At 70.9% G+C, this 20,119-nt stretch carries 11 protein-coding genes; 1 reads left to right on the top strand and 10 read right to left on the bottom strand.

The window, feature by feature from the left end:
• Positions 1 to 6: 6 nt before the first annotated feature.
• Positions 7 to 909 carry a hypothetical protein gene (locus tag ElP_RS20610; RefSeq protein WP_145272470.1) on the top strand — a complete coding sequence of 301 codons (903 nt, stop codon included), beginning with the start codon at positions 7 to 9 and terminating at the stop codon, positions 907 to 909.
• A gap of 879 nt (positions 910 to 1,788) precedes the next feature.
• Here the strand turns inward: ElP_RS20610 and ElP_RS20605 are convergent.
• The 10 genes from ElP_RS20605 to ElP_RS20560 all read right to left on the bottom strand — a co-directional run bounded on the left by ElP_RS20605 (position 1,789) and on the right by ElP_RS20560 (position 20,109).
• Positions 1,789 to 2,982 (bottom strand): tetratricopeptide repeat protein, encoded by a 1,194-nt coding sequence (locus ElP_RS20605; protein WP_145272468.1) that lies wholly within the window; start codon positions 2,980 to 2,982, stop codon positions 1,789 to 1,791.
• Between the two features lie 144 nt (positions 2,983 to 3,126).
• A complete protein-coding gene (locus tag ElP_RS20600) occupies positions 3,127 to 4,692 on the bottom strand; it encodes an ABC transporter permease (RefSeq protein WP_145272466.1) in 1,566 nt (521 codons plus the stop codon).
• The gene (locus ElP_RS20595; protein WP_197446228.1) at positions 4,689 to 5,513 is read right to left on the bottom strand and encodes an ABC transporter ATP-binding protein; all 825 of its coding nucleotides are present in this window, start codon (positions 5,511 to 5,513) and stop codon (positions 4,689 to 4,691) included. Before ElP_RS20595 ends, ElP_RS20600 begins: the two co-directional genes overlap by 4 nt.
• Positions 5,513 to 8,113 carry a hypothetical protein gene (locus ElP_RS20590; protein WP_145272462.1) on the bottom strand — a complete coding sequence of 867 codons (2,601 nt, stop codon included), beginning with the start codon at positions 8,111 to 8,113 and terminating at the stop codon, positions 5,513 to 5,515. Before ElP_RS20590 ends, ElP_RS20595 begins: the two co-directional genes overlap by 1 nt.
• A gap of 2 nt (positions 8,114 to 8,115) precedes the next feature.
• A complete protein-coding gene (locus tag ElP_RS20585) occupies positions 8,116 to 9,279 on the bottom strand; it encodes a hypothetical protein (protein WP_145272459.1) in 1,164 nt (387 codons plus the stop codon).
• A 134-nt stretch (positions 9,280 to 9,413) separates the two neighbouring features.
• On the bottom strand, positions 9,414 to 11,141 hold the full coding sequence (locus ElP_RS20580) for a Calx-beta domain-containing protein (protein ID WP_197446226.1): 1,728 nt from the start codon (positions 11,139 to 11,141) through the stop codon (positions 9,414 to 9,416).
• Positions 11,134 to 12,126, bottom strand: a complete 993-nt coding sequence (locus tag ElP_RS38415; protein WP_197446225.1) for a hypothetical protein — start codon at positions 12,124 to 12,126, stop codon at positions 11,134 to 11,136. The genes ElP_RS20580 and ElP_RS38415 overlap by 8 nt, the downstream gene beginning before the upstream one ends.
• Complete coding sequence (locus ElP_RS20570; RefSeq protein WP_145272455.1) at positions 12,126 to 15,566, bottom strand: hypothetical protein; 3,441 nt, start codon at positions 15,564 to 15,566, stop codon at positions 12,126 to 12,128. Before ElP_RS20570 ends, ElP_RS38415 begins: the two co-directional genes overlap by 1 nt.
• Positions 15,545 to 18,019, bottom strand: a complete 2,475-nt coding sequence (locus ElP_RS20565) for an acetate and sugar kinases/Hsc70/actin family protein (protein WP_145272453.1) — start codon at positions 18,017 to 18,019, stop codon at positions 15,545 to 15,547. The genes ElP_RS20570 and ElP_RS20565 overlap by 22 nt, the downstream gene beginning before the upstream one ends.
• The gene (locus ElP_RS20560) at positions 18,016 to 20,109 is read right to left on the bottom strand and encodes a P-loop NTPase family protein (protein WP_145272451.1); all 2,094 of its coding nucleotides are present in this window, start codon (positions 20,107 to 20,109) and stop codon (positions 18,016 to 18,018) included. Before ElP_RS20560 ends, ElP_RS20565 begins: the two co-directional genes overlap by 4 nt.
• Positions 20,110 to 20,119: the final 10 nt, after the last annotated feature.

Below are 20,119 nucleotides of genomic sequence, written 5' to 3'. Positions count from 1 at the left end.
AACGGGGTGCTCGACCGTGCGTCGACCTTCGCCGAACCGATCATCGTCGACCTGCTGAAGACCCGCTTCGTCCCCGTCGCGATTGACCAAGCCTACCAGCGCCGGCAGGACGACGCGGAGGGCGACTTCTACCGCCGGATCGCCGCTCAGGGCCCCCGGGACGACTTCGAGGACACGACGCAGGGGTTCTACATCGCCACGGCCGGCGGCGACCTCCTGCTCTACAACAACAACCGCGACCCGGCCAAGCTCCGGCGCTTGATGACGCAGAAGCTCGCCGAGTTCGAGGCGAGCCCCGCGGCCGGCCGGGCCGTCGAGGCGATCTCGAGCGACGAGGCCGACCCGCGATACAACGTCGAGCCGCCCGTGGGCGGCCTCGTCCTCCGCGTCCGGGCCAAGGTACTCGGCGGCTACGGGCCGACGGACGACCCCTGGCGGCGGATCTTCCAGGAGTCCGTCTCCCGCGACAACCTCTGGGTCACGGCCGCCGAGCACGAGGCGCTGGCCCGGGGCGAAGTCCCGGAGCCTCTCCGGCGGCGGATCGCCCGGTTCCACCTCATCGACAACACCCGGGGCGAGCCGCCGATGTGGGAGGAGGGCGAGATTCGCTCGATCGAGCTGCGGCTCCGCGACGGCCGGCTCGAAGGCTCCGTCCACCTCGAGACCAACCGCGGCGACCGCGGGTACGAGGCCGAGCTGCTCGGCGTCGTGGAGGTCGAGGGGGGCTGGGTCGTGCGGCTGGAGCTCGTTGCCCTCGGCGAGTTCTGGGGCGCCGGCCCGTTCACCGGCGGCGCGCCCGAGGGGCGGTTTCCCCTGGCGGTCACCTTCGAGATCGCCGACGGCACCGACGTCGCCGACCGGATCCCGCCCCAGGGCTCCCGCGGCTGGCTGGATGGGTATCTCCGCTGAGGCCCCTCTGCCCCAGCGGACGGCTCCGGCAACTGCGGGCCCGGGCATCACCCTGCGGCCTTGCAGGAGGGACTGATGAGTGCCGGCGGGCGGCCGGGAGACTCCGGCCGCCGCCCCGGCCGACCACACCGAAGCTCGCTGCTACTCGTTGCTCCTCCCGACGTGGGAGATGCCGAGTGGTACGTCGCGACCCCGCTTTCGACGACTTCGACGCCGAAGCAGGCCCGTCCGGATTGGTCGTGGAACGCCGTCGGGAGGCACTGCTGCGAGGCTGGGGCCCAGCCTATCCCGGCGCCGTCGGCCGAGACGATCGTCGACTCGCCGAGACGGAGGCCCCGGTAGCGGCCGGTCGCGGTGTCGGGCTATATCCTCGTCGGCTTACTTAGGGTCGTGCTGCTCAACGCCGCCCTGCCGCTCGGGATCCTGGGGGACCGGATGGAGCAGGACAACCCGCTCGCAACAAGGTCGAGCGGCTCAAGAACGCGATCGAGTAGGACGACCCCGGAGAGGTCTACCGCAACTTTGTCGGCGTCACCGACGCCCACCGCCGGGTGCGGGCCAGTTTCGTCGAGTGAGCCCGGCATGACCACCGGGACGGGGATCGTCGCGGGGGGGGGGGCCGGCCGGTGGGACGAATCCGCCGCCGACGCCTCCGCCTTCGAAAAGGCCGGAACTCGCCGGTTCTGAGGGGCCACGGAGTCAACTTCCCTACGCTTCGACCAGTTATATCATCTCGATCAATCGACTCGATCCCGGGGCGGCAGCACCGCCCCGGGGATTTCCACCCCCCGGTACGCAGTCGCACGGCCTCGCCAGGCGGGCCGCCAGGGGACAATCAGCGTCTGATCCACACCGGAAGGACCGACGAGCCGATGCGTGTCATGGGATGGAGACGAATCGGGAAGCCAGGTCCGTCTCACCGGTCGGTCGCCCGCGGGCGACCGACCGGGCGGCTTCGAGCCACTGGCGATCCGGCCCCTGGACGCGGGTCAGCGCCAGGGAGACCTCCCGGCCCGAGCCCCCGCGCGACTCGGCGACGGCGCCCCGGCGGAGCGAGGCCTCGGCCCGGGCCGGCGCGCCCGAGGCCCGCTCGCTCAACGCCAGGAAGTACCAGGCCCGGGCGTCGTCGGGGTCGGCCTCGACGAGCCCGCGAAGCCTCGCCGCCGCCTCGCCATATCGGCCCGACCAGTAGCTCTGCGTCGCCACATCCAGGGAGTGGTCCATCCCCACCCGGCCCGCCGGCAGGGACCGGGCGGCCTCGAGCCACTGGCGATCCGGCCCCTGGACGCGGGTCAGCGCCAGGGAGACCTCCCGGCCCGAGCCCCCGCGCGACTCGGCGACGGCGCCCCGGCGGAGCGAGGCCTCGGCCCGGGCCGGCGCGCCCGAGGCCCGCTCGCTCAACGCCAGGAAGTACCAGGCCCGGGCGTCGTCGGGGTCGGCCTCGACGAGCCCGCGAAGCCTCGCCGCCGCCTCAGCATATCGGCCCGACCAGTAGCTCTCGTAGGCATCTGCCGGCGCGTAGGTCTGCACTGTCGAGGTCGGGCTGCTGGCCAGTTGCGGCGAGGAAAGGTGCTGAGGCGAAGCCAGGAACCAGCCCTGCGGAGACGCCTGGACCGGTCCCTCGTCGGCGACCGGGGCGGGCGGATCTATCCGCTCGCCACGAGCCTCTTGGACGACGACCTCGAGACTCCCCTGGACCGTCGTTCGGATCGACTGGCGCTCGGCATCGCCGACCCTGGGGAAGAACTGGTCGATGTCGGACTTGAGGAACTTCGCGAGCAGGCTGGTCATCGCGCCCCGGATCTGCTGCTCCTCGGGCGGTTCGAGCTTCCGCCCCTCGGGCAAGTCGTACGTGTATCGGACGCCCTCCGGGAAGACGCTCAACCGCCCGCGATCGACCGCAAACCACCCCGGCAATTCGTCGGCGGCCTCGTTGAAATTCGAGGGGTTCCCCGCCCATTCCTGGAACCATGAATTCAGCAACTCTTCGGTCCCACCCTGTTGGGCTTCGGCCTGCGACGGGGCGAACCAGCCGACCATCAGCACCGCGAACACTCTGCTCCAGTTGCGCATGATTCACCCCCTGAGCTGTCGCTGATCTCCACCCCACGCGGGACGGTGTCGGGAGAGGGACACTTTGGCCGCGTCCCACGCCCTCCTCAGCTTCCCAACCTCTATAACATCCCCACCTTGTAAGAGGCCAGAAAAATCCCCTAATTATCGCATTTTAAGGGATTCGCAGGGGGGAGAGCGCCGGGAGGTTCGGTTGGCGAGCCAGGTCCCAAAGCCGCAGAGGCACACGACCAACCCGGACATCGCGAGGAGCAGGAGGGGAGACCAGATGAAGCCCATCTCCGAGTCGAGGGGACGGTCCCTGTAGTAGGAGGCGCTGGCCCATCGGCCGACGCCGATCCCGAAGGCCGCTCCCGCGGCGACGCCAAGCGTGCCGAGCACGACCCCCTCCAAGACGCTCAGTGCGGCCAATTCGGCCTCGGTCATGCCGACGGCCTTGAGCAACCCCCACTCGGGGATCTTGCGTTCGGCACGTAGCCACTCGACGACCATCAGGTTCAGCATGGCGACCAGGGCAATCCCGAGGCTCAGGTAGGTCAGGATGTTCAAGGCCTCCCTCGTCTGCCGGCTGAACTTGATGACCTCGTCGGAGACGCCCTGATTGAGCGGGACGGCCAGTTCCGGGCGTATCGATCGGGCGAGCGTCTCGTTGACGATCCGTTCGATCTCGGGGAGGTACTCGATGTCGGCGGCCACGACGGCGACGAACTGATGGTCCTCCCACGGGACCGCCTCCTCCGAGGCATACTGCCCTTCGGGGATCTCGGTGAGGCGGGGTGCCGGCGGCATGCCGGCGCGGAGCATCTCGCCGGCAAGGGCGACGAGCAGGTCTCTCCAGGCTCGCAGGCCGGGCGCCTCGGAGACGTCCCCGATGAAGGTGAGGTTCCAGTGCGAGCCGGAGGACAGATCCTCGACCTCCAGGAACAACCGGGCCTTGTCGAGCGTCTCGGAGACGTTTGGTGGGAGGCTGCCCTCCCGGGCCGCAGCGGCCCAGTCCGGAGGGACTGGGCCGCTGCGGAGCTGGCCGAGGACCGGGTCGGGGTCGATTTGCCTGAGCTTCGCCTCGTATCGCTCGCCCACGACGAAGTCGGCGTAGTCCGGCAACGGTTTCTCGGTGACGCCGAGCAGGGGCACAGGAACCGTGTCGCGGCGGCCCCTGCGGAGCGACAGGGACTCCGGCGGCGGGGACTCCGGGTCGTAGCCGAGCAGTTCGAGCATCTTCGGACTGGCGACGATCCCCTCGTCGTCGTCCAGGCGGAGGATCGGGGGTCGACCCTCCCGCAGCGGGAAGCTCTCGAGCAGGCGGTCCTCGGGCCTGATCGTCCGGCCGACCGGGCGTTCGATGCTCGTGCCGTCGGCGGTGAGCCATTCCCAGTCGTCGGGGGTCTTGCTGTATGGGTAGAGCCCCTCGATCGCGCCCGCCGGGAGAGCGGCTCGGAGTGCCTCGTCGATCTCGGCGATCCGGCCACCCGTCATCAAGCGAGAGGAGCGGACGCCGTACCAGAGCGACCGGTTGAGCGGGTCGTCCTGGAGCCGCTGGACGTTGACCCGATGGGCGCCGAGGGCCAGGCCGCGCGCCAGGACGGAGAAGGCGACGACGGCGGCAATCGTCGTGATCACGGCGACGGTAATCCGGAGGCTCGTCCGCTCGAACAGGTCGCAGGCGGCGAACCGAGCCAGATAGGGCAACCGGGGTCCGGATGGTCTCATGGCGACACCTCCGCGGCGGAGACCTGCGGACCGGTGCCGGGCTCGAGACCGGATTCGGTCGCCCGGTAGATCGTCGCGTCGTCGATCTGGGCCAGCGGGTAGGGGCGGCCCCCGACGAGCCGCCCCTCGTGCAGCAGCAGGGCCATCCCCTCGCCGTCGGCGATCTTCCTGGCCTGGCGCAGGCTGTGGGAGACGAGCACGAGCAGGCGATCCCGCCGCTCCTGCCGCTCGAAGAGCGACCCGAGGCGCCAGCGGGCCAACAGATCCAGGACGACCTCGGCGTTCTGGCGGTCGAGGTTGCTCACCGGCTCGTCGGCGAAGACGACCCGAGGGTCGTGTGCCAGCGCCCGGAGCACCGCGACTCGCTGTCGCTGGCCGCCGGAGAGCGTGCGTGCCCGCCTCCTCGCGAGGTCCGACAGGCCGGCCGCCCCCAGCAGGTGCCCCACCCGCTCCCGGATCGAGGCCGCATCGATTCCGGCCAGCTCCAGCGGGACGGCCACGTTCTGGGACACGGTGAAGTGCGGCAGCAAGAACGCCGACTGCAGCACGAAGCCGAACTCGGACCGCCGGAGGATGGCCCGGGTGCGGGTGTCGCCCCGCGCCGGGGCGACGCCCCCGTAGGTGAGCTCGCCGGACTCGGCCGGCCGATCCCAGAGCAAGCCGAGGAGGCTGAGAAGCGTCGTCTTGCCCGAGCCCGACTCGCCGAGCAGGACCAGGGTCCCGCTGATCGGCAGGTCGAGCCGCACGCCGGAGAGGTCGATCGTCGGCCGAGCCGGCCGCGGGCCCGGGTAGCGGAAGACTAGCTCGCTGAGGTGGAACATCAGGGCAGCTCGTCCTCGACGTCGATCCAGTACCAGCGGGCCGACCCCCCGGGGATGGTGAACCATCGCCGGCTCTGACGCACCTCGGGGCCGGGGGTGTGGATAATCAGCTCTTGATTGCCGTCGGGGACCCTGCGGACGACCCAGTCACGCTCTTGGTCGGCCACGATGTCCCGCAGCAGTGAGACGCGATGGTGGATGTCCTCGATGTGCTGGAGCGAGACGTCGAGCTCGCCGGCCTTGGGGCGTAGGGCGAGCAGCCCGGTGCGGAGCCTCAGCTCCATCCTGCGCCGCATCGCCTCCTGGAAGGAGATGTTGTCGTCGGCATACTCGCCGACCAACGCGTCGATCAGCTCGCGGAGGCCCTCCTTCGTCGCCCGGCTGCGCTGAGGCCCCCCGAACCGCCAGTCGGCGATCTTCTCCAGGCTGGTGATCAGGTCCTGGATCTCGGCGCCGTTGAGCAGCACTACGTCCCGCACCTGGCGGGATCGACCCTCCATTCCCTGCGGGTAGCGCCAGACGTAGCCTGGGCGGAAGAGCTGGAACTTGCCCTCGCTCTGGCGACGGATGGCGTCGACGTCGATGCCCAGGCGTCGGAGGATCGCTTTGATGTCGCCGCCGATCTCGGTGTTGAAGTCGCCGGCTCGGAGCTGGTCGATCTCCAGTCGCTTCCTCCGGGCTTCGGCGACGACCTCCTCGTAGGTCTCTGAGAGCAACTCGTCGAGCTCCTGGCCCGGCCGGAGGATCTCGTTGCGTCCGAGCGTCCGGCCGCCCTCACGCCGGCTCCCGTTGAGGAAGGCGGCCAGGTGCCTCACCTGGCGATCGAAAGCGCCGCTCTCGGCCCCCGGCTGGGGCGGGACGACTTGGACCGAGACGAGCTCGATCGGCGCGTCGCTCGCGGGCCGGAAAAGCCGCCCGACCGCCTCGGCGTGGCTGGGGTCCTCAGGGTCGGACTTGTCGCCAGCGTCGCCGATCAGGACGACGACCTTGCGGGAGAAGGCGGAGAAGTGGGCGGCCTCGATCGCCTTGGCCAGCCCGAAGAAGACCATCTCGCGTTCGTCGCCGCCGTTGTTCGTCGCGTGGCCGCGGACCTCCCGGGCGATCGACCCGCCGAACTCCGCAGCGGGGCGGAGCGGCATCACCGAGTAGGGGACCGCGCCCTCGGGCCTCCCGTCCGTGTCGTTGTAGAACGACACGGCGGCCCGGATCAGGGGCGCCTTGCCGCCCTCGCTGCGTTGCCGGGACTCCAGGGACTTGGCGTCCTTCTCGATCGCCTCGACCGCCTTCGCCACCGCCTCGAAGTGGACCCCCATGCTGATGGTGTCGTCGATGACGAAGAGGATCTCGGTCACCTCCAGCAGCCGGCCGATCTCGTCGAGCTTCTGGTTGCGGTCGGCGACCTCCTCGGGACTGAGGCCGTCGAAGCCGCTGATACTGCCGACGCGGATCAGCTCGTTCTTGCCCGTGGGGTCGCCGCGCTCGGGGAATTCGGTCTTGTCCTCGTCGAAGGGGCCAGGCCAGTTCAGCCGGGGCATCCGCATGTGGTGCGGCTTGTAGGCGACGGACTCCCAGCCCCCCTCGTCGCTCTCGACGGCCCCCTCGGTGGCAATTGCCTCGACCTGCGCCGGGGCCGGGCCGCCGGCCATCTGGGCGAAGGTCTCGGGGTAGGAGGCCGCGTAGGCATCGCCGGCCGACGTGTAGACGGCCCCGCGATCCTTCCTCCGGTCGCGGGCCTGGGGCAGGGTGGAGGCCCGGTCCCACGCGAGGCCCTCGCGGGTTAGCCAGAGCAGCGCCCGGCGCTCCGGGACCCAGCCCTGGATGACCTCGCTCGCGTTGTCGCTGCCGGTCATCGCGTCGATCGTCAGGTTGGGCGACGTTCCGATCAGTAGCCACGCCCGGTCGCGATCCTCGGCGGTCGACGTCAGCGGCCCGTGCGGGGTCCGGGCGTAGATCCAGAAGATATTGAAGAGGGCGTACTGCTTGAGGCGGTAGGCCTTCCGGCCCGCCTCGTCGTCCAGCGGCTCGGGCACGGCCTGGGTCCAAACCGCCTCCTGGAAGGCCCCCGTGTCCTCGGTGAACGTGTCTGGACGCTCGGCGTCGTTGACCAGCATCGCCTTGACCGGCACGGCGCTGCCGGCCGACCGCTCGGCGCGGGCCTCGTCGATGACGTAATCGCGCGGGACCCAGCCGAGGACCTGCCGGACCCCGCTGAGGTTGGTCGCCGGCGTGCCGCTAGCCAGCAGCAGGTATTCGTGGTTGTCGCTGCCCTGGTACTTCATGAGCACATGGCTCGGCTCCAGGAACGACAGGCCGCGGCTCCCGAAGGCGGGCGGGGAGGCCAGCTCGGGGCGAGATCGGGGCCGGAAGTCGGCGTGGGCGGCCCAGACGCGCCAGGCGACCCTAGGCGCGTTCTCGGGGATCTCGCCGGTGATCGGGTCGGGGTCGACCGGGGCGGGCATGAAGGCCTGGGGCACGGGCTTGCCGCCCGGGATCTCGACCTGCTGCCCCCTCGCGGCGGTCCCCGCGGTGAGGAGCAGCGCCACGGCGAGGGCCCAGGGCGCGGGGATTCGGGCGGCGGCGGGTCCGGTTCGTCGTCGCATGGTTACGAGCCCTCGGCGATAGGAAGGGGAGCGGGGCGGAGCAGCGCCTCGAGCGATCGGAGGAGCGGCTCGCCAGCTTCCGGGACGGTCAGCGTCCGTCCTCCGCCCTGCGAGCCGCAGAATGCCTCCCAGGATGCGAGCCGCGTCGGCTCGCCCTCGCCGACGATCACGGCGTCGACCCGCAACGACTCCGGCCAGTTCGGATCGCCCTCGGCCGGGGCCTCGGCCTGGGGGCTGACGACCAGGACCACCCGACGTGGCACGTCGTCCGGCCCTCCGTCGAAGATGACCTTCGGGTCGAACGAAGCGACCCGCTCGACGCTGCCTTCCTCGGTCGTCCACTCCGAGGAGAACGGCCGGGCGGGGACGGGCTCCTCGCCGAACGGGATGAGGGTCTCTCTGACCCTTCCCTCACTGGCCAGGTGCAGGGACGGCTCGAAACCCCGATACCCGCCTCGCAGCGGGGTCTCGCGGAAGAGGCGGCGGAGGGACTCGCGGGAGGTCTCGGCCCGGAGCCTCGACGAGTCGAAGACGACGACCGCCACCCGCTCCGGCCCCACGCGTTGCCGCATCGAGTCGCGGAGCATCCGGACCTGGGCCACCAGGTCATCGAGGGTCGCCCGGCTCTCCTCGACGGGGCGGACGTAGGCCTTCTCGACGTATGGGCCGACCTGCCCCGCGACCGCGCTGCCGAGGCCTTCCAGCTTCTCGTCGAGCCGTTCAGCATGCCCTCGGAGCCGGCCGTTGAACTCCTCGGCCTTGCCCATGTAGGAGCCGATCTCCCCGAGCAGCATCCTGGCGTCCGCGTCGAGCTGACGATAGCCGTCGCGGACGCCGGCGACCTCGACCACCAGCGTGTCGATGCCGGCGGACGAGCGGCGGATCGCCTCGAGCTGAGCCTGGGTATCATCGAGCCGGCGGTCGACCTCGGCGGCCCGCATCTCAAGGTCGGAGAGCTGGAGCTGCCGCATGGCCTGGATCGCCAGCCCGAGCCCGACCAGCAGGCCCGCCGCCACCAATGCCGAGGCGGCGACCGCCGCCCAGGTGCCGAACCGGCCGGCCAGCGTCGTGATCCGCTTGCCACGCCTGGTCTCTGCCTCGGGCGAGACGGGGCGCTCGATGGCCGATTCGATCCGCCTCAGGCGCGTCTCGATCGTTCCCAACAACAGCTTCAGCTCACCCTGACCCTGACCGGGGAGCCTGGCGGCCGCCGGATTGGGCCTGGGTTCTGGCGGCGCTCCACTTGGAATTTGCGCGTCATTGCTCATCGCGGGCTCCTGCGTCGGGGACTCGATGCGGCTCAGGGGCCGCTCTGGCGCCCTCGGCCGTTCTCGTCGAGGAAGGGTCGGATGACGCGCTCCAGGTCGATCTGGAGGGACTCCAGGGCCCTCGGGTTGATGTAGCGGACCTCGCCCGGGCGGAAGGCCCGGTCTAGGCTCTCCTCCGAACCCTGGGGGGAAGTCCCCAGGGCGAAGACCCGGACGGGGTGTCCCTCCGGGCGATTCAGGCCCGAGGTGTCCAGTCGGAAGCGATCGAGCGGCTCCTGGTTGGGCCAGAGGACGAACACGACGAACCGGTCGTCGATGGCCTCCGATTCCAGCTCGCGGGCCACGTCGAACGCCGCGTTGAACGCTTGCTCGAGCGGGTCGCCCTCGGCGAAGGGCCGGCCCTCGTTCGTCGGCGCCGGTTGCGCGGGGGACCAGGAGGCCGGCCCGGCGCCCTTGCGCACGAGGACCGGGTCGCCCCCGAGGAAGACCCCGCGGAAGTCCGGAACGAGGAACAGCTTGGCCAGCTCCGACCGGATCTGCTCGCCGAAGGCGTCCAGATCCCTGGTGTGTACGACGACCAGCAGGACGTGCCCCGGCAAGCCGTCGTCGTCGGTGATGCGGAACTCCAGCCGCTGGCGGTCCGGCTCGAACGAGGCACCCTCGGCATCGCTCAGGACCAGCTCGAACGAACAGTCGGGACCCTTCTCGCGGTCGTCCCGGATGGGGATCTCGATGCGTTTTTCGGACTCGCCCGGCCGCAGGACGATCCGCTCGGGGGGCGGGGATACGGGCACGCCGGGGCCGGAGGAGGACGGGGCGACGATGCAGCGGACCGACACCTCGGAGCCGGTGGCCGGCCCCTCGAGCCAGAGGCGTAGCAGTAGGGGCTCGCCGGACCCCTCGGCGACGGTGTCCCGGGAGGCCGAGGCCCTCAGCGTCGGCATCGACTCGTCGTCGCGGACCTTCAGTGACAGCCGAGACGGCTGGCCCGCCCGGGAGCCGGGCCCGTCGGCGAGGGAGACCTCGATGGTCCGGTCGCCGCGGTAGATCAAGTCGTCCGGCACGACGATCGGGAGGGTAGCACGCCGGACGCCAGCGGCCACCGGGAAGAACTCCTCGGGGCCGTCACCGACGCGGTAGCTCACGACGACCGGCGACGCCGCGGGGGGGCTCAGCAGGAGCCCGGCCTCCGAGGCGCCGACCCCCTCGACCGCCTCCAGCGTGGTCGCCTCGAAGGAGACCTCGACCACCTCGACCACCTCGGGCGGCGAGTCGCCGGCCCTCTCCCGGCGAGGCAGGAGCACCGTCCAGCTCGACCGCGCCGGGTCGACCGCGACGCCCCCCTCGGCCCGGAGCGTGAGCCGCAGCAGCCGATCCTCGCGGCGAGTCGGGTCGTCGAGCACCTCGACGGCGACGACGGCCGGGCCGCCGTCGGCCGGGAGCGAGAGGCGGTCGGCTTGCAGGCGGTAGTCACGCCCGGCGACCGCGGCGCCGTCCACCTCCTCGGCGGCGACGGAGACCGTGGCGCCTGGCGAGGGCCTGTCGATCAGGATGGGCAGGTGAAGGACGCCGGGCCCGCCGGCCCGGGTCGGGGCGCCTGGGTCGAACCCGACGAGGGCTGGCACGCCGGCGGTGCCGTCCCGTGTGTGGATCACCAGGGCCGCCCCGGCCAGGAGGTGGATGTAGCCGACCCAGACGATCCAAGCGAGCAGGTTGCCGGAACGCGACCCGGGGAACCGGGCCGAGCGTCGCTTATCCATCGGAGCCCTCCCCGTCTGGGGAGGCCGACGAGTTGCCGGCGAAGAACTTGTCGTAGATGTCGGCGAGGGAGGTGGACGGGGGCGGGTCCCGGTCCTCGGTCTTGGGAACTCGATCCATCGGGGGGGCTTTGTCGGCCGGGTCCCCCGCATCGGGCCCGTGCGCGGCCGCCAGCGGGGCTCCGGCCGGGTTGGCTGGGGTCGGACGTCCCTGGAAGGATGGGGAGGTGCCCCTCTCCGGCCAGTCCGCCGTCGGGTCGGCCGCCGCAGACCCGACCGCGTGCGGTCCTGGCCGAGGAGCGGACTCGAGGGCGTCGGCCACCAGGGTCGAGCCCGGCGAGGCGAGGCGGCCGGCGAGCGACCGCCAGTCCTCCAGCAGGGCGCGACCCCGCATCGCCAGCAGGCCGCTCAACGCCAGCCAGACGCCCGCCTCGACCCATGCGACCGCCAGCGACTGGAACGCCTCCGCGAAGGGGGTCAGGTTCGACTCGATCTGGACGACTCGCCAGCCGTCGAGCAGGCCGAGTAGCGGGGGCACGAAGGCCACATAGCGATAGAAGTCCCAGCGACGCGCGTAAGCATCCTGCTCCAGCTCGGCGAGGCGGTCGAGGTGATGGTCGATTTCCACTTGGCCGAAGACCCCCCTGAGGCGGCCGTGCAACGCCCGGCGGACCATCCGGGCCGGCCAGGCCGACCGGTCCTCCATCCCGTCCCGGCCGGCTCGCTGCAACGCCCGGGACGCCCGGGCCTGGGCGATCGCCTCGAGGGCCAGTGTCACCAATGCGACGACGGACAGGGCATGGCAGGCGAGCGCCAGCGGGCTCGCGAGCCGGGCCTGCCGCGGCGGGAGCAGCGTCGCCAGGGCCGCCACGACGGCGGCCGCGGCGACCATCCCGAGCCAGGGCCGCCGCATGGACGGCATCAGGCGAACGGGCTCGGCGCCAACGGCAGGCCGGGCCGAGGGGTGCTGGCGGGGGGCATCGACCATCACTCGGCCTCCACGAGGGCAGCGACCCTCAGCAGGTTGTCACGGGTCCGGAGGCCGGGTCGCACGACCCGGCGCACCCGACCGGTCCCCAGGTCGCCCCGGGAGGTGATCTCGACCCACTCGTCCCGGTAATCCTGGAGCATCCGGGGCTCGAACTTTGTCAGGCCGAAGCCCGCCTCGAGCAGCGAGGTCAGCGCCTCCTCGGCGACGCGAAAACTGTCGTACGCCTCGCGGCGAAACCCGCCGCCAAGCGACTCCCAGAACCGGAGGAACAGCTGGATGGCGTCGAGCTCGAGTCGACCGGCCGGGGCCGACGCCGGCCAGCTCTGCGCCATGACGACGAGCGGGGCCGCAGGCTCCCCGATGGCCACCAAGGCGGTGCGGAGGGCGTCGAAGTGTGGCGGGGGCGGGCCGGCCGAGACGATGTAGTGGCCCGGTGTCGACCCCAGGCCGAACCGCCGCAGGACGAGGAAGCCAGCCGGCGGACCGGCCGCCTCGAATCGGGCAGGGTGCGCGTCGGGGTCGGCGACCGCCTCGTCGACCGGGACGGTCCCCTGGGCGGGGGGAGCTGCGAACGACCAGCCGGACGGCCGGAGCCTCAGGCCCAACCCGTCGGCGACCCTGGCGAGGTGCCGCATGGCCTCGTCGGCGGCTCCCGGCGAGTCCGGGGCGCCCCCGTCGATTAGGGCGGAGAGGACCGCCTCGAAGGGTGCCTGGAGGACCTCCTTCGGGGCCGACTCCCTGGCCCCGATCGTCGATCGGGCCTCCGCGGCCAGTCGCCCGGCCGGTCCCCGGAGCGTCTCGGCGAGGCGGGAGGGGGGCCGCCGCTCCAGCCAGCCCTCGAGGTCAATCGCCGCATCGAGCCAGGGGTGACGACCCCGGGGGCCGAGGCTGAGGGTCGCGCGGGCCCTGGCTGGATCGGTCGAGAAGTTCACCGGGGCGTCGGGGACGATCGACCCGGCGGGGATGTCGTCGTGATAGGTCCAGGCCAGCCCCGGGGCCGCCGCGGCCTCGGGCGGCAGGAAGTCGAGCGATTCCGGGTCGATCGCCGGGTAGACAGCCACGACCCGGTCGGTCAGGAGGCGACGCAGCCAGGCCCGAGCGGCCTCGTCGCCGAGGCGACCGGCCGCGACCAACTCCCCAAGGGCGGCATCGGAGGCGAGCAGCGATGCGAGCTCGGCCAGGGGCGCCTCGAGGGCCGGTCGGTCCGATCGCGGCATCCAGAGCAGGCGTTGGCGGATCGGCCGGAGTCGACCGGTGAGCAGCCCCTCGGGGCCGGGAAGGCGGGCCCACGCCAGCACGCGGTCGTCGCACCGCTTCGGGGCGACCAGCCGAAGGCAGGCCGGCCTTCCGCGGCCACCCAGGACCACCTCCGCGACCTCGACGCGGGACTTCGACCCGGGCGAGGGCTCCCACTCGACGACCACGTCGTCCCCGGGGACGCCCTGTTCCATCGCCTCCAGGTCGGGGGCAAGGTCCTGGGGACGGAGCGGGAGCCCCAGGTGTCGCCTCGCCGGCTCCTCCAGCGCCTGGTAGAGATCGCGGGCGATCATCCCCGCCTCTTGCCGCCTCTCCCGATCGCCCGGGGGTGCGTCGGGCCTCGCCACTCGCCTCCACCGGTCGTGGAACACGGCGAAGATCTCGGCAGCCAGGTCGGCTCCCTGGCGATCGGGCGGGCTCCCCCCAGAGCGGGCCGCGGCCAGCCCCCTGACCAGATCGCCGAGGCCTGAGGCACGGACCCAGCCAGTCGCCGGGTCGGCCAGGCGGAGCAACGTCGCCTCGTGCTTGATCAGGACATCCAGCCAACGCTCCCGGCCGGCCCAGGGGTGCGGGACCCGCAGCCAGACGGCGGGGAAGAGATGAGTCTTGTCGGGGCACCGCAGCGCGACAGCCCCGGGGCCGTGCACCCCTTCGGTCTCTAGCGGGGTCGGGCAGTCGGCGAGGGGGTCTGGCAGGACCGCGACCCAGCCATCGACCGGCGTTTGCCCGGGCCCGGCCGGGGCGGCCGCCAGCACGTAGCCGAGCCGCCGCAGCCCGTCTACCAACAACCCCGACGCCGGGGACGGGGAGATCGCGGCCCTCACCAAGGTCCGCCAGACCAGGACTAGGTCGTCGGGCTCCATGCGGCCCTGCTCCAGCGTCGGCGAGCGGGCCAGAAGCCCTCGAAGTTGGCGGGCCAGGCCGCCTAGCTCTCCAGACGCCTCGGCCCCGAGCCGATCGAGCGGCAGGGCGAGGATCGACTCCACGTCCCGGGGCACCTGGATGATCGCCGGCCGAACGACCGTGGAGCCGTCGAGTACTAGGCCCGTCTGCTTCAATCGGGGGAGCTTGCCGGACGGCCGAGTCGGCTCCTCGACCCTCCAACTCTCCCGGCCGGCCGAATCGACGGCCTGCGTCCGGACCAGTGTACACTCCCGGCCCAACATCGAACTGAGCCCTTGCTCGACCTGAGACCAAGCGAGTTCGGGCAGTGGCCGCTTCTGGTCCAGTCCGTCAAGGCAGCCGAGGAGCCACTCAGCCAGCACGACCCGGCCATCCGTGGCGCCGGTCGACCTTGCCTCGCGGATCGCGTCGAGCCAATCGCCGCCGGTCCCGCCCGCGTCCAGGATGAGGGACATCTCGGATAGCGCCCGCGGCGGCCAGCCTTCCGGCATGGATTCGAAGATCTCCGCACAGTGGAACCGCCATCTGGGGTCGATCTCACCGCCCTGCTCAAGGTTACTCCGCATCTTAGTGGCGAGCACACGCAGTCCCCCACCAATCTCGGAGAGATGATTTTCCAGGCGAGGATCCCGATGCTCCAGCAGACTGGCCACGAGCTTATTGAGCTTGGCAGCGTACCTGTCGATTTCAGCGTCAAATTGCCATTTATTCTCAAATTTATTCAGCTCGGGGCCCAGCCGGAGCCAACCGGCCAAGGCCTTGCCCTGGTGCAACCAGAAGGTGGCCGAGTCGACCGGCCCGACCTCGCAGCCGCGATTAGGGTTCTGGTCAGACAGATGGGATGTCCCCAGCAGGCATCGCTCGAGCAGGGGCAGGAGCCGGTCGGTGGAGGGAGTACGATCCGGATCGACCGCGGCGATGAGGCGGCCGATGAGATCCTCGCGCGGCTTGTTCAGCTGATCTATTAGCTCGTTGTAGGTGGCCGGTTCTTCCTTAGCCCGCTGCACGAGGTGTACGAGCCCAGGGATCCACCGTGCCCTTTCGAGGAACGGACCAATCACTCCCTTCATGATTTGATTGGCCAACTCCTCGGCGCGTCGATCATGGTCCCTGTCCCGCAGTTTGGTGAGCTGCCTGCGGTAGTTGATCCAGTACAGGCAGAGATGGAGCTGGCGGAGCCCCTCCTCAAGGCGCAACCTCAGCCCGGTGGCCGGGTCGGTCGGGCTGCCGGGCGTCGCGGCCCGGGCCGAGGGGCTCAGGCCTGGACTGGGGGCCATGCTCGTTCTCCGACCTGGACGGGGGCGTTGCGGAACTTGACCTCCTGTGTCATGCCGACGAACGTCTCGCCGAACGGCTCGCCGTCGTCGTCGAGCTTCCGCATCTTGAAGCGGTGGTTGTGGCGGTCGTACTCGATCCGGTAGCTGCCGCGGAACGTCTCCCCTGGCCGTCCGGTCCGGAACCGGATGTACTCCTCACCCCGATTGTCCCCGGGCCAGACCCGGCTGAGCACCACCTCGCGGGTCGCGGCCTGGCCCTCCTTGGGGGGCTCGATGACGATGTCTCGAGGGAGCAGGTCGTCGTAGAGGGTGTTCTCCTTGAAGAGAAGGCGCTCCAGCGCCCCCGCCCCCTTGCGCTGGATGTCGAAGGGGAGCCGCTCCATGAGCTTCTCATCGAAGCGGACCCAGTAGTCCTCGTGGCGCTCGCGGACCTGCATGACGCGGACGGCCCCCTTGGCCACCGAGTTCTTCAGGTCGGCCGGGGCGACCTTGCGAAGCCGCTCCTCGAGGAACCGGATCGGGAGCCCGCCCACGGCGTCGAGGATCGCCCGCCGGATCAAAGGGTAGCGGGACGCGTTGCCGACGACGTAGACCCAGTGGACCTCCTGGTCACGCGGCAGCCGCGACTCGATCAGGCAGCGGGCGTAGCGGACGCTCTCGCGGACGTCCGCATCGAGCAACCAGTCCACCTCGGCTGTGCTGATGCGGATCTGCTGGGCCTTCTGCCACAGCTCGGTGAGCCTGGAGTTGTCCTCGACACGGGAGAGGCGCTGGAACTCCTTCTGGGTCATCGCCGGGTCGGTCTTGGCGGCGCCCTGCGAGGCGCCGCCGCCCTGGTGCACTTGGCCGTCAAGGGAGATCTCCACGTGCCCCTTGCCGCCCTTGCCCGCGGCGGCCTCGGCCAGCCTCCGCTTCGCCCGCTCGGCCACCTGCCAGAGCAGCAGCGTCGCCTCCTTACGCTCCCGGGTCTCGGGCAGCGACGGGTCGTCAAGCTCGGCGTGGAACGCGGTCCGCAGGCATCGGTCCACCTCGGCGACCTTCCCGCCTTCGGTCAGGAATCGCCGCAGCTCCTTCAGGTCGCCGGGGGACGGCCAGACGGAGGTCCCGTCGAGCACCGCGGCGAGCTTGACCTTCAGCAGGCGGAAGGCCGCGATCGTCATCGCGTCGCCGCCGAAGTTGCGGTGCCCGGCCCGGCCGAGGACTTCGAACCGGACGACGAATTGGTCGCTATCGCTCTCGCCGACCTCGACGTGGACGAGTGCGATGTCGGTCGTGCCGCCGCCGCAGTCGTAGAGCAGCAGGTTCATGCCCCGGGGGTAGATGTAGCGGAACCCGGCCACCCGGCCGGGCCGCTCGAGGAACTCGTCGTGCACGAAGTAGAATGCCGCCGCCGAGGCCTCGTCGATGACCCAGGGGACGTAGCCGTCGAGGTCGTCCCCCGACGGGGACGACGGCCTCGGGTTTACGCCGCGCGACCGGCGGCCGCCATGATAGGCGGCGATCCGGAGCTGCTCGACCTCGTGGCGGGAGAACGTCGTCGGGCAGGTCAGCCCGAGCCGGTCGGGGAAGCTGCGTTCGAGCCGGTGGAAGGACTGGAGCATCTTGGCGACGAACAGCTCGGCCGGCTCGGTCCTCCCGAGGCTCTCCGCCGCGCCGTTGAGCATGAAATCGACCTTGTCGGGGGCATCGAGGCCGGCTTGGTCGGACAGCAGGCGCTTCGCTCCCAGGAACAGGCTGTCGACGGGCGGGTTGCCGGCCAGGGCGTCGTCCCCGATCTGGTAGTCGCAGGCGGTGTATTGGCCTGACTCGGGCGGCCTCCTCAGCTTCACGATGCGCAGGGCCGAGGTCGCCGGCTCGGCAGGCGCGCCGGGCAGCTCCCTGGTCGGCACCAGGTTGATCTCGGGCGGGGCGTTCATGTCACTGGAGCGGCAGACGAGGGTGCTGCTCGTGTTGCCCAGGTCCAAGGCCACGAACCCCTGGTAGGTGGGCATCGGCGAGGCGTCGGTGACGGTCAGCTCGACGGGAATCTGCGACTCGTACCGCCGGCCATCCCGCTCCTGCGCCGCCCCCACGATCAGACGGCGGCGGATCGTCCTCGGCTCGGCCTCGACCGCCTGGCAATAGGCCTCGCCGTCGGTCAGGATCTCGAAAGTCAGGTACACCTCCGAGTCGAGCCGCAGCTCGGCCCCCAGGACGCCGGGGCCCATCGCGGCGAACGGCTCGCGGTCCTCGGGCGGCGCGTCGGGCTTCGAGCGGTGCTCGGCCCTTACGCGCAGCCAGCGGTTGGGGTTCCTCGGGTCCGGGCTCCACGCGATCAGCGTCAGGAAGGTGCCGGACGTGAATTCCTGCACCCGGTCCGGCGAGACCAGATCCCGGCCCTTGAGGCCGGCGACCTGCTTGGTGTGGGTCCCCGTCTGGGCGAAACCCCTCGTGAACGTCACCGGCGGGATCATGATGTCACCCCCGACGGGCTACCGCCCAGCATAGAGAGCTTGTCGAGCAGCTTCGAGTAGACCAGGTCGGTCGCCGAGTCCTCCTCGTCGGGCGAGTCGCCGATCAGCAGCAGTTCGTCGCCGAGCGTCTTGAGCTGGCGCCCGAGCTGGCCGAGCACCGTCCGGATAAACTCGCGGACCACGGCCTGCACCTTGTGCCTCATGAGCTCGAGGTAGTGGTCCTTGGGGTAAACCGAGGCCGCCTCCTCCAGGTCCTTGACGAATTTCATCTCGTCCTGAAACGAGTCGAAGACCGCCCGGTACCAGCCGGAGTCGGCGCGGTCGGCGGCCGTCCGCCCCTCCCATGCCGCCTTCGGGTCCCGTAGTCCTACCGGGCCGGTCCCGAGCCGATTGATCCCGATCGCCTGCACCTTGCCGTCGATCCGCTCGAAGATCGACCGGACGAGGCGGGGTGCGAGGTCGAGCCCCTGATCGCGCAGGTTCTTCGAGTGCTGGCGATGGACCATATCGAGCATGTTCTTGTTCGGGTGGTCGGGGTCCTGGATCGGCAGGTCATTCTTGATCACCGACTCCAGGTAGGTCCCCAGCACCGCCTCCAACTTCGTCGCCTCCTCCAGGTACAGGTCGCGGCTGCGTTGCAGGGCGTTCCGGCCGATGTCCTGTAGCTCCGACATCCACTGGCTGGCCCGGATCAGGTCGGCCGGCTCCATGTGGGAGCGGACCCGGGCGCTCTCCAGCTCGAGTGCCATCGACCGGCCGAGGGCGGCCAGCTCGGCATCGACCTGCCCCTGGACCTCGACCTGGACCGCCTTGAAGACGTGCTCCTTGATCGTGTCGCGGAGCCGGCCGATCCCGCCGTCGACGAGGACAGTCCGCTCGAACGCGTCGGATAGCTCCTTGTACCGGCGGAACTTGGTGGGCACCACCAGCCGACCCTCGGGATCCCGGGGCAGGTTGATTTTCAGGTTGCGGGCCCGGACGGCCTCGTCGATCAGCGCGCCGTCGAGCCGGGCCGGCGCGACGGACGCCGGGGCGGTCCGGGCCTCGGCGTGGAGCAGGGCCTGGTAGAGGTGGTTGCCGAGCAGCAGGACGCGGTCGGTCCTGACCCCCCGGTCGATCAGATAGTCGGACAGGTGGGAGAGGACCGGGCGCCCCGACGGCCCGTCGCCGAGGTTGTTGGAGTCGAGCGAGTCGAAGCCGCTGGCGATCACCCACACCCTGGGGCCGAGGTCGGGGAACTGCTCCTTCATCTTCGCGATCAGGCGGGCGACCTGCTCGTCGTTGGCCGAGGCCGCCTTGATCAGGATAAAGGCCCCGTTGAGCTCGGGGAGGAAGCTGACCGTGAGCATCTCGTCGGCGCGGTTTGCCACGCCGAGGCCCGGCAGGTCGATCAGCTCCAGGCGGGGGTCGATCCGATCGGTTGGGAACTCGATGATCACCTGCCGGAGCAAGGGGGTGAAGCCGGTCGCCGTGCCGGCCTCCTGGTGCATCAAGATCTGGGCCCGGTCCTCGTAGGGCACCGTGTCGTCGAAAGTCCCCAGGAGGTGCCCGTGGCCCTGGAACGCCTCCAGGAGCCGGATCAACGAACGGACCTCCTCGGGGCGGGCCGGCGAGCTGGGCGGGAGGGCCCGCGCCCTGTGGAGCAGCTCCGACGGCTCGGCCTCGCCCAGCTCGGGGACCAGCCCCACGAGATCCGAGACCCGGCGGTTGTACGCCTCCCGATCCATGAACTCCAGCCGCATCCGGACCGGGGAGCCCGGCGGGGCCGGGCGGATGCGGGTGGCCACCCCCGTGCCGGCGCCGCCCCCGCCGGGCGGCGTCGGGCTCTCGTGCTCGGGGATGCCCAGCAGATTCGCCACGGTCGTCGACTTGCCCGCCCCGCTCGAGCCGAGGAGGCCGATCCTCAGGCAATCCAGGCCCATCAGGGTCTGCAGCCTGGCCAGGCGCTCGCGCAGCGAGGCGATCTCTTCCCGCGCGGCGAGGCGTGGGAGCTGCGCGACGACCTCGGCGTACACCGAGCCAGTCGCCTCGAGCCTGGAGCGCTGGTCGGGACGCATCAGCGGATAGGGCTCGGTCGGGGTTCCGCTCACGTCAATCTCG

Origin of the sequence: Tautonia plasticadhaerens (genome assembly GCF_007752535.1) — a bacterium.
Classification (GTDB): domain Bacteria; phylum Planctomycetota; class Planctomycetia; order Isosphaerales; family Isosphaeraceae; genus Tautonia; species Tautonia plasticadhaerens.
This window is presented reverse-complemented; position numbering and strand designations above follow the sequence as displayed.

Excerpts from the sequence above, each read along its gene's own strand:
- ElP_RS20590 (WP_145272462.1), bottom strand. The coding sequence starts at position 8,113 with ATGCGACGACGAACCGGACCCGCCGCCGCCCGAATCCCCGCGCCCTGG.
- ElP_RS20600 (WP_145272466.1), bottom strand. The coding sequence starts at position 4,692 with ATGAGACCATCCGGACCCCGGTTGCCCTATCTGGCTCGGTTCGCCGCC.
- ElP_RS20595 (WP_197446228.1), bottom strand. The coding sequence starts at position 5,513 with ATGTTCCACCTCAGCGAGCTAGTCTTCCGCTACCCGGGCCCGCGGCCG.
- ElP_RS20565 (WP_145272453.1), bottom strand. The coding sequence starts at position 18,019 with ATGATCCCGCCGGTGACGTTCACGAGGGGTTTCGCCCAGACGGGGACC.
- ElP_RS20570 (WP_145272455.1), bottom strand. The coding sequence starts at position 15,566 with ATGGCCCCCAGTCCAGGCCTGAGCCCCTCGGCCCGGGCCGCGACGCCC.
- ElP_RS20605 (WP_145272468.1), bottom strand. The coding sequence starts at position 2,982 with ATGCGCAACTGGAGCAGAGTGTTCGCGGTGCTGATGGTCGGCTGGTTC.
- ElP_RS38415 (WP_197446225.1), bottom strand. The coding sequence starts at position 12,126 with ATGGTCGATGCCCCCCGCCAGCACCCCTCGGCCCGGCCTGCCGTTGGC.
- ElP_RS20580 (WP_197446226.1), bottom strand. The coding sequence starts at position 11,141 with ATGGATAAGCGACGCTCGGCCCGGTTCCCCGGGTCGCGTTCCGGCAAC.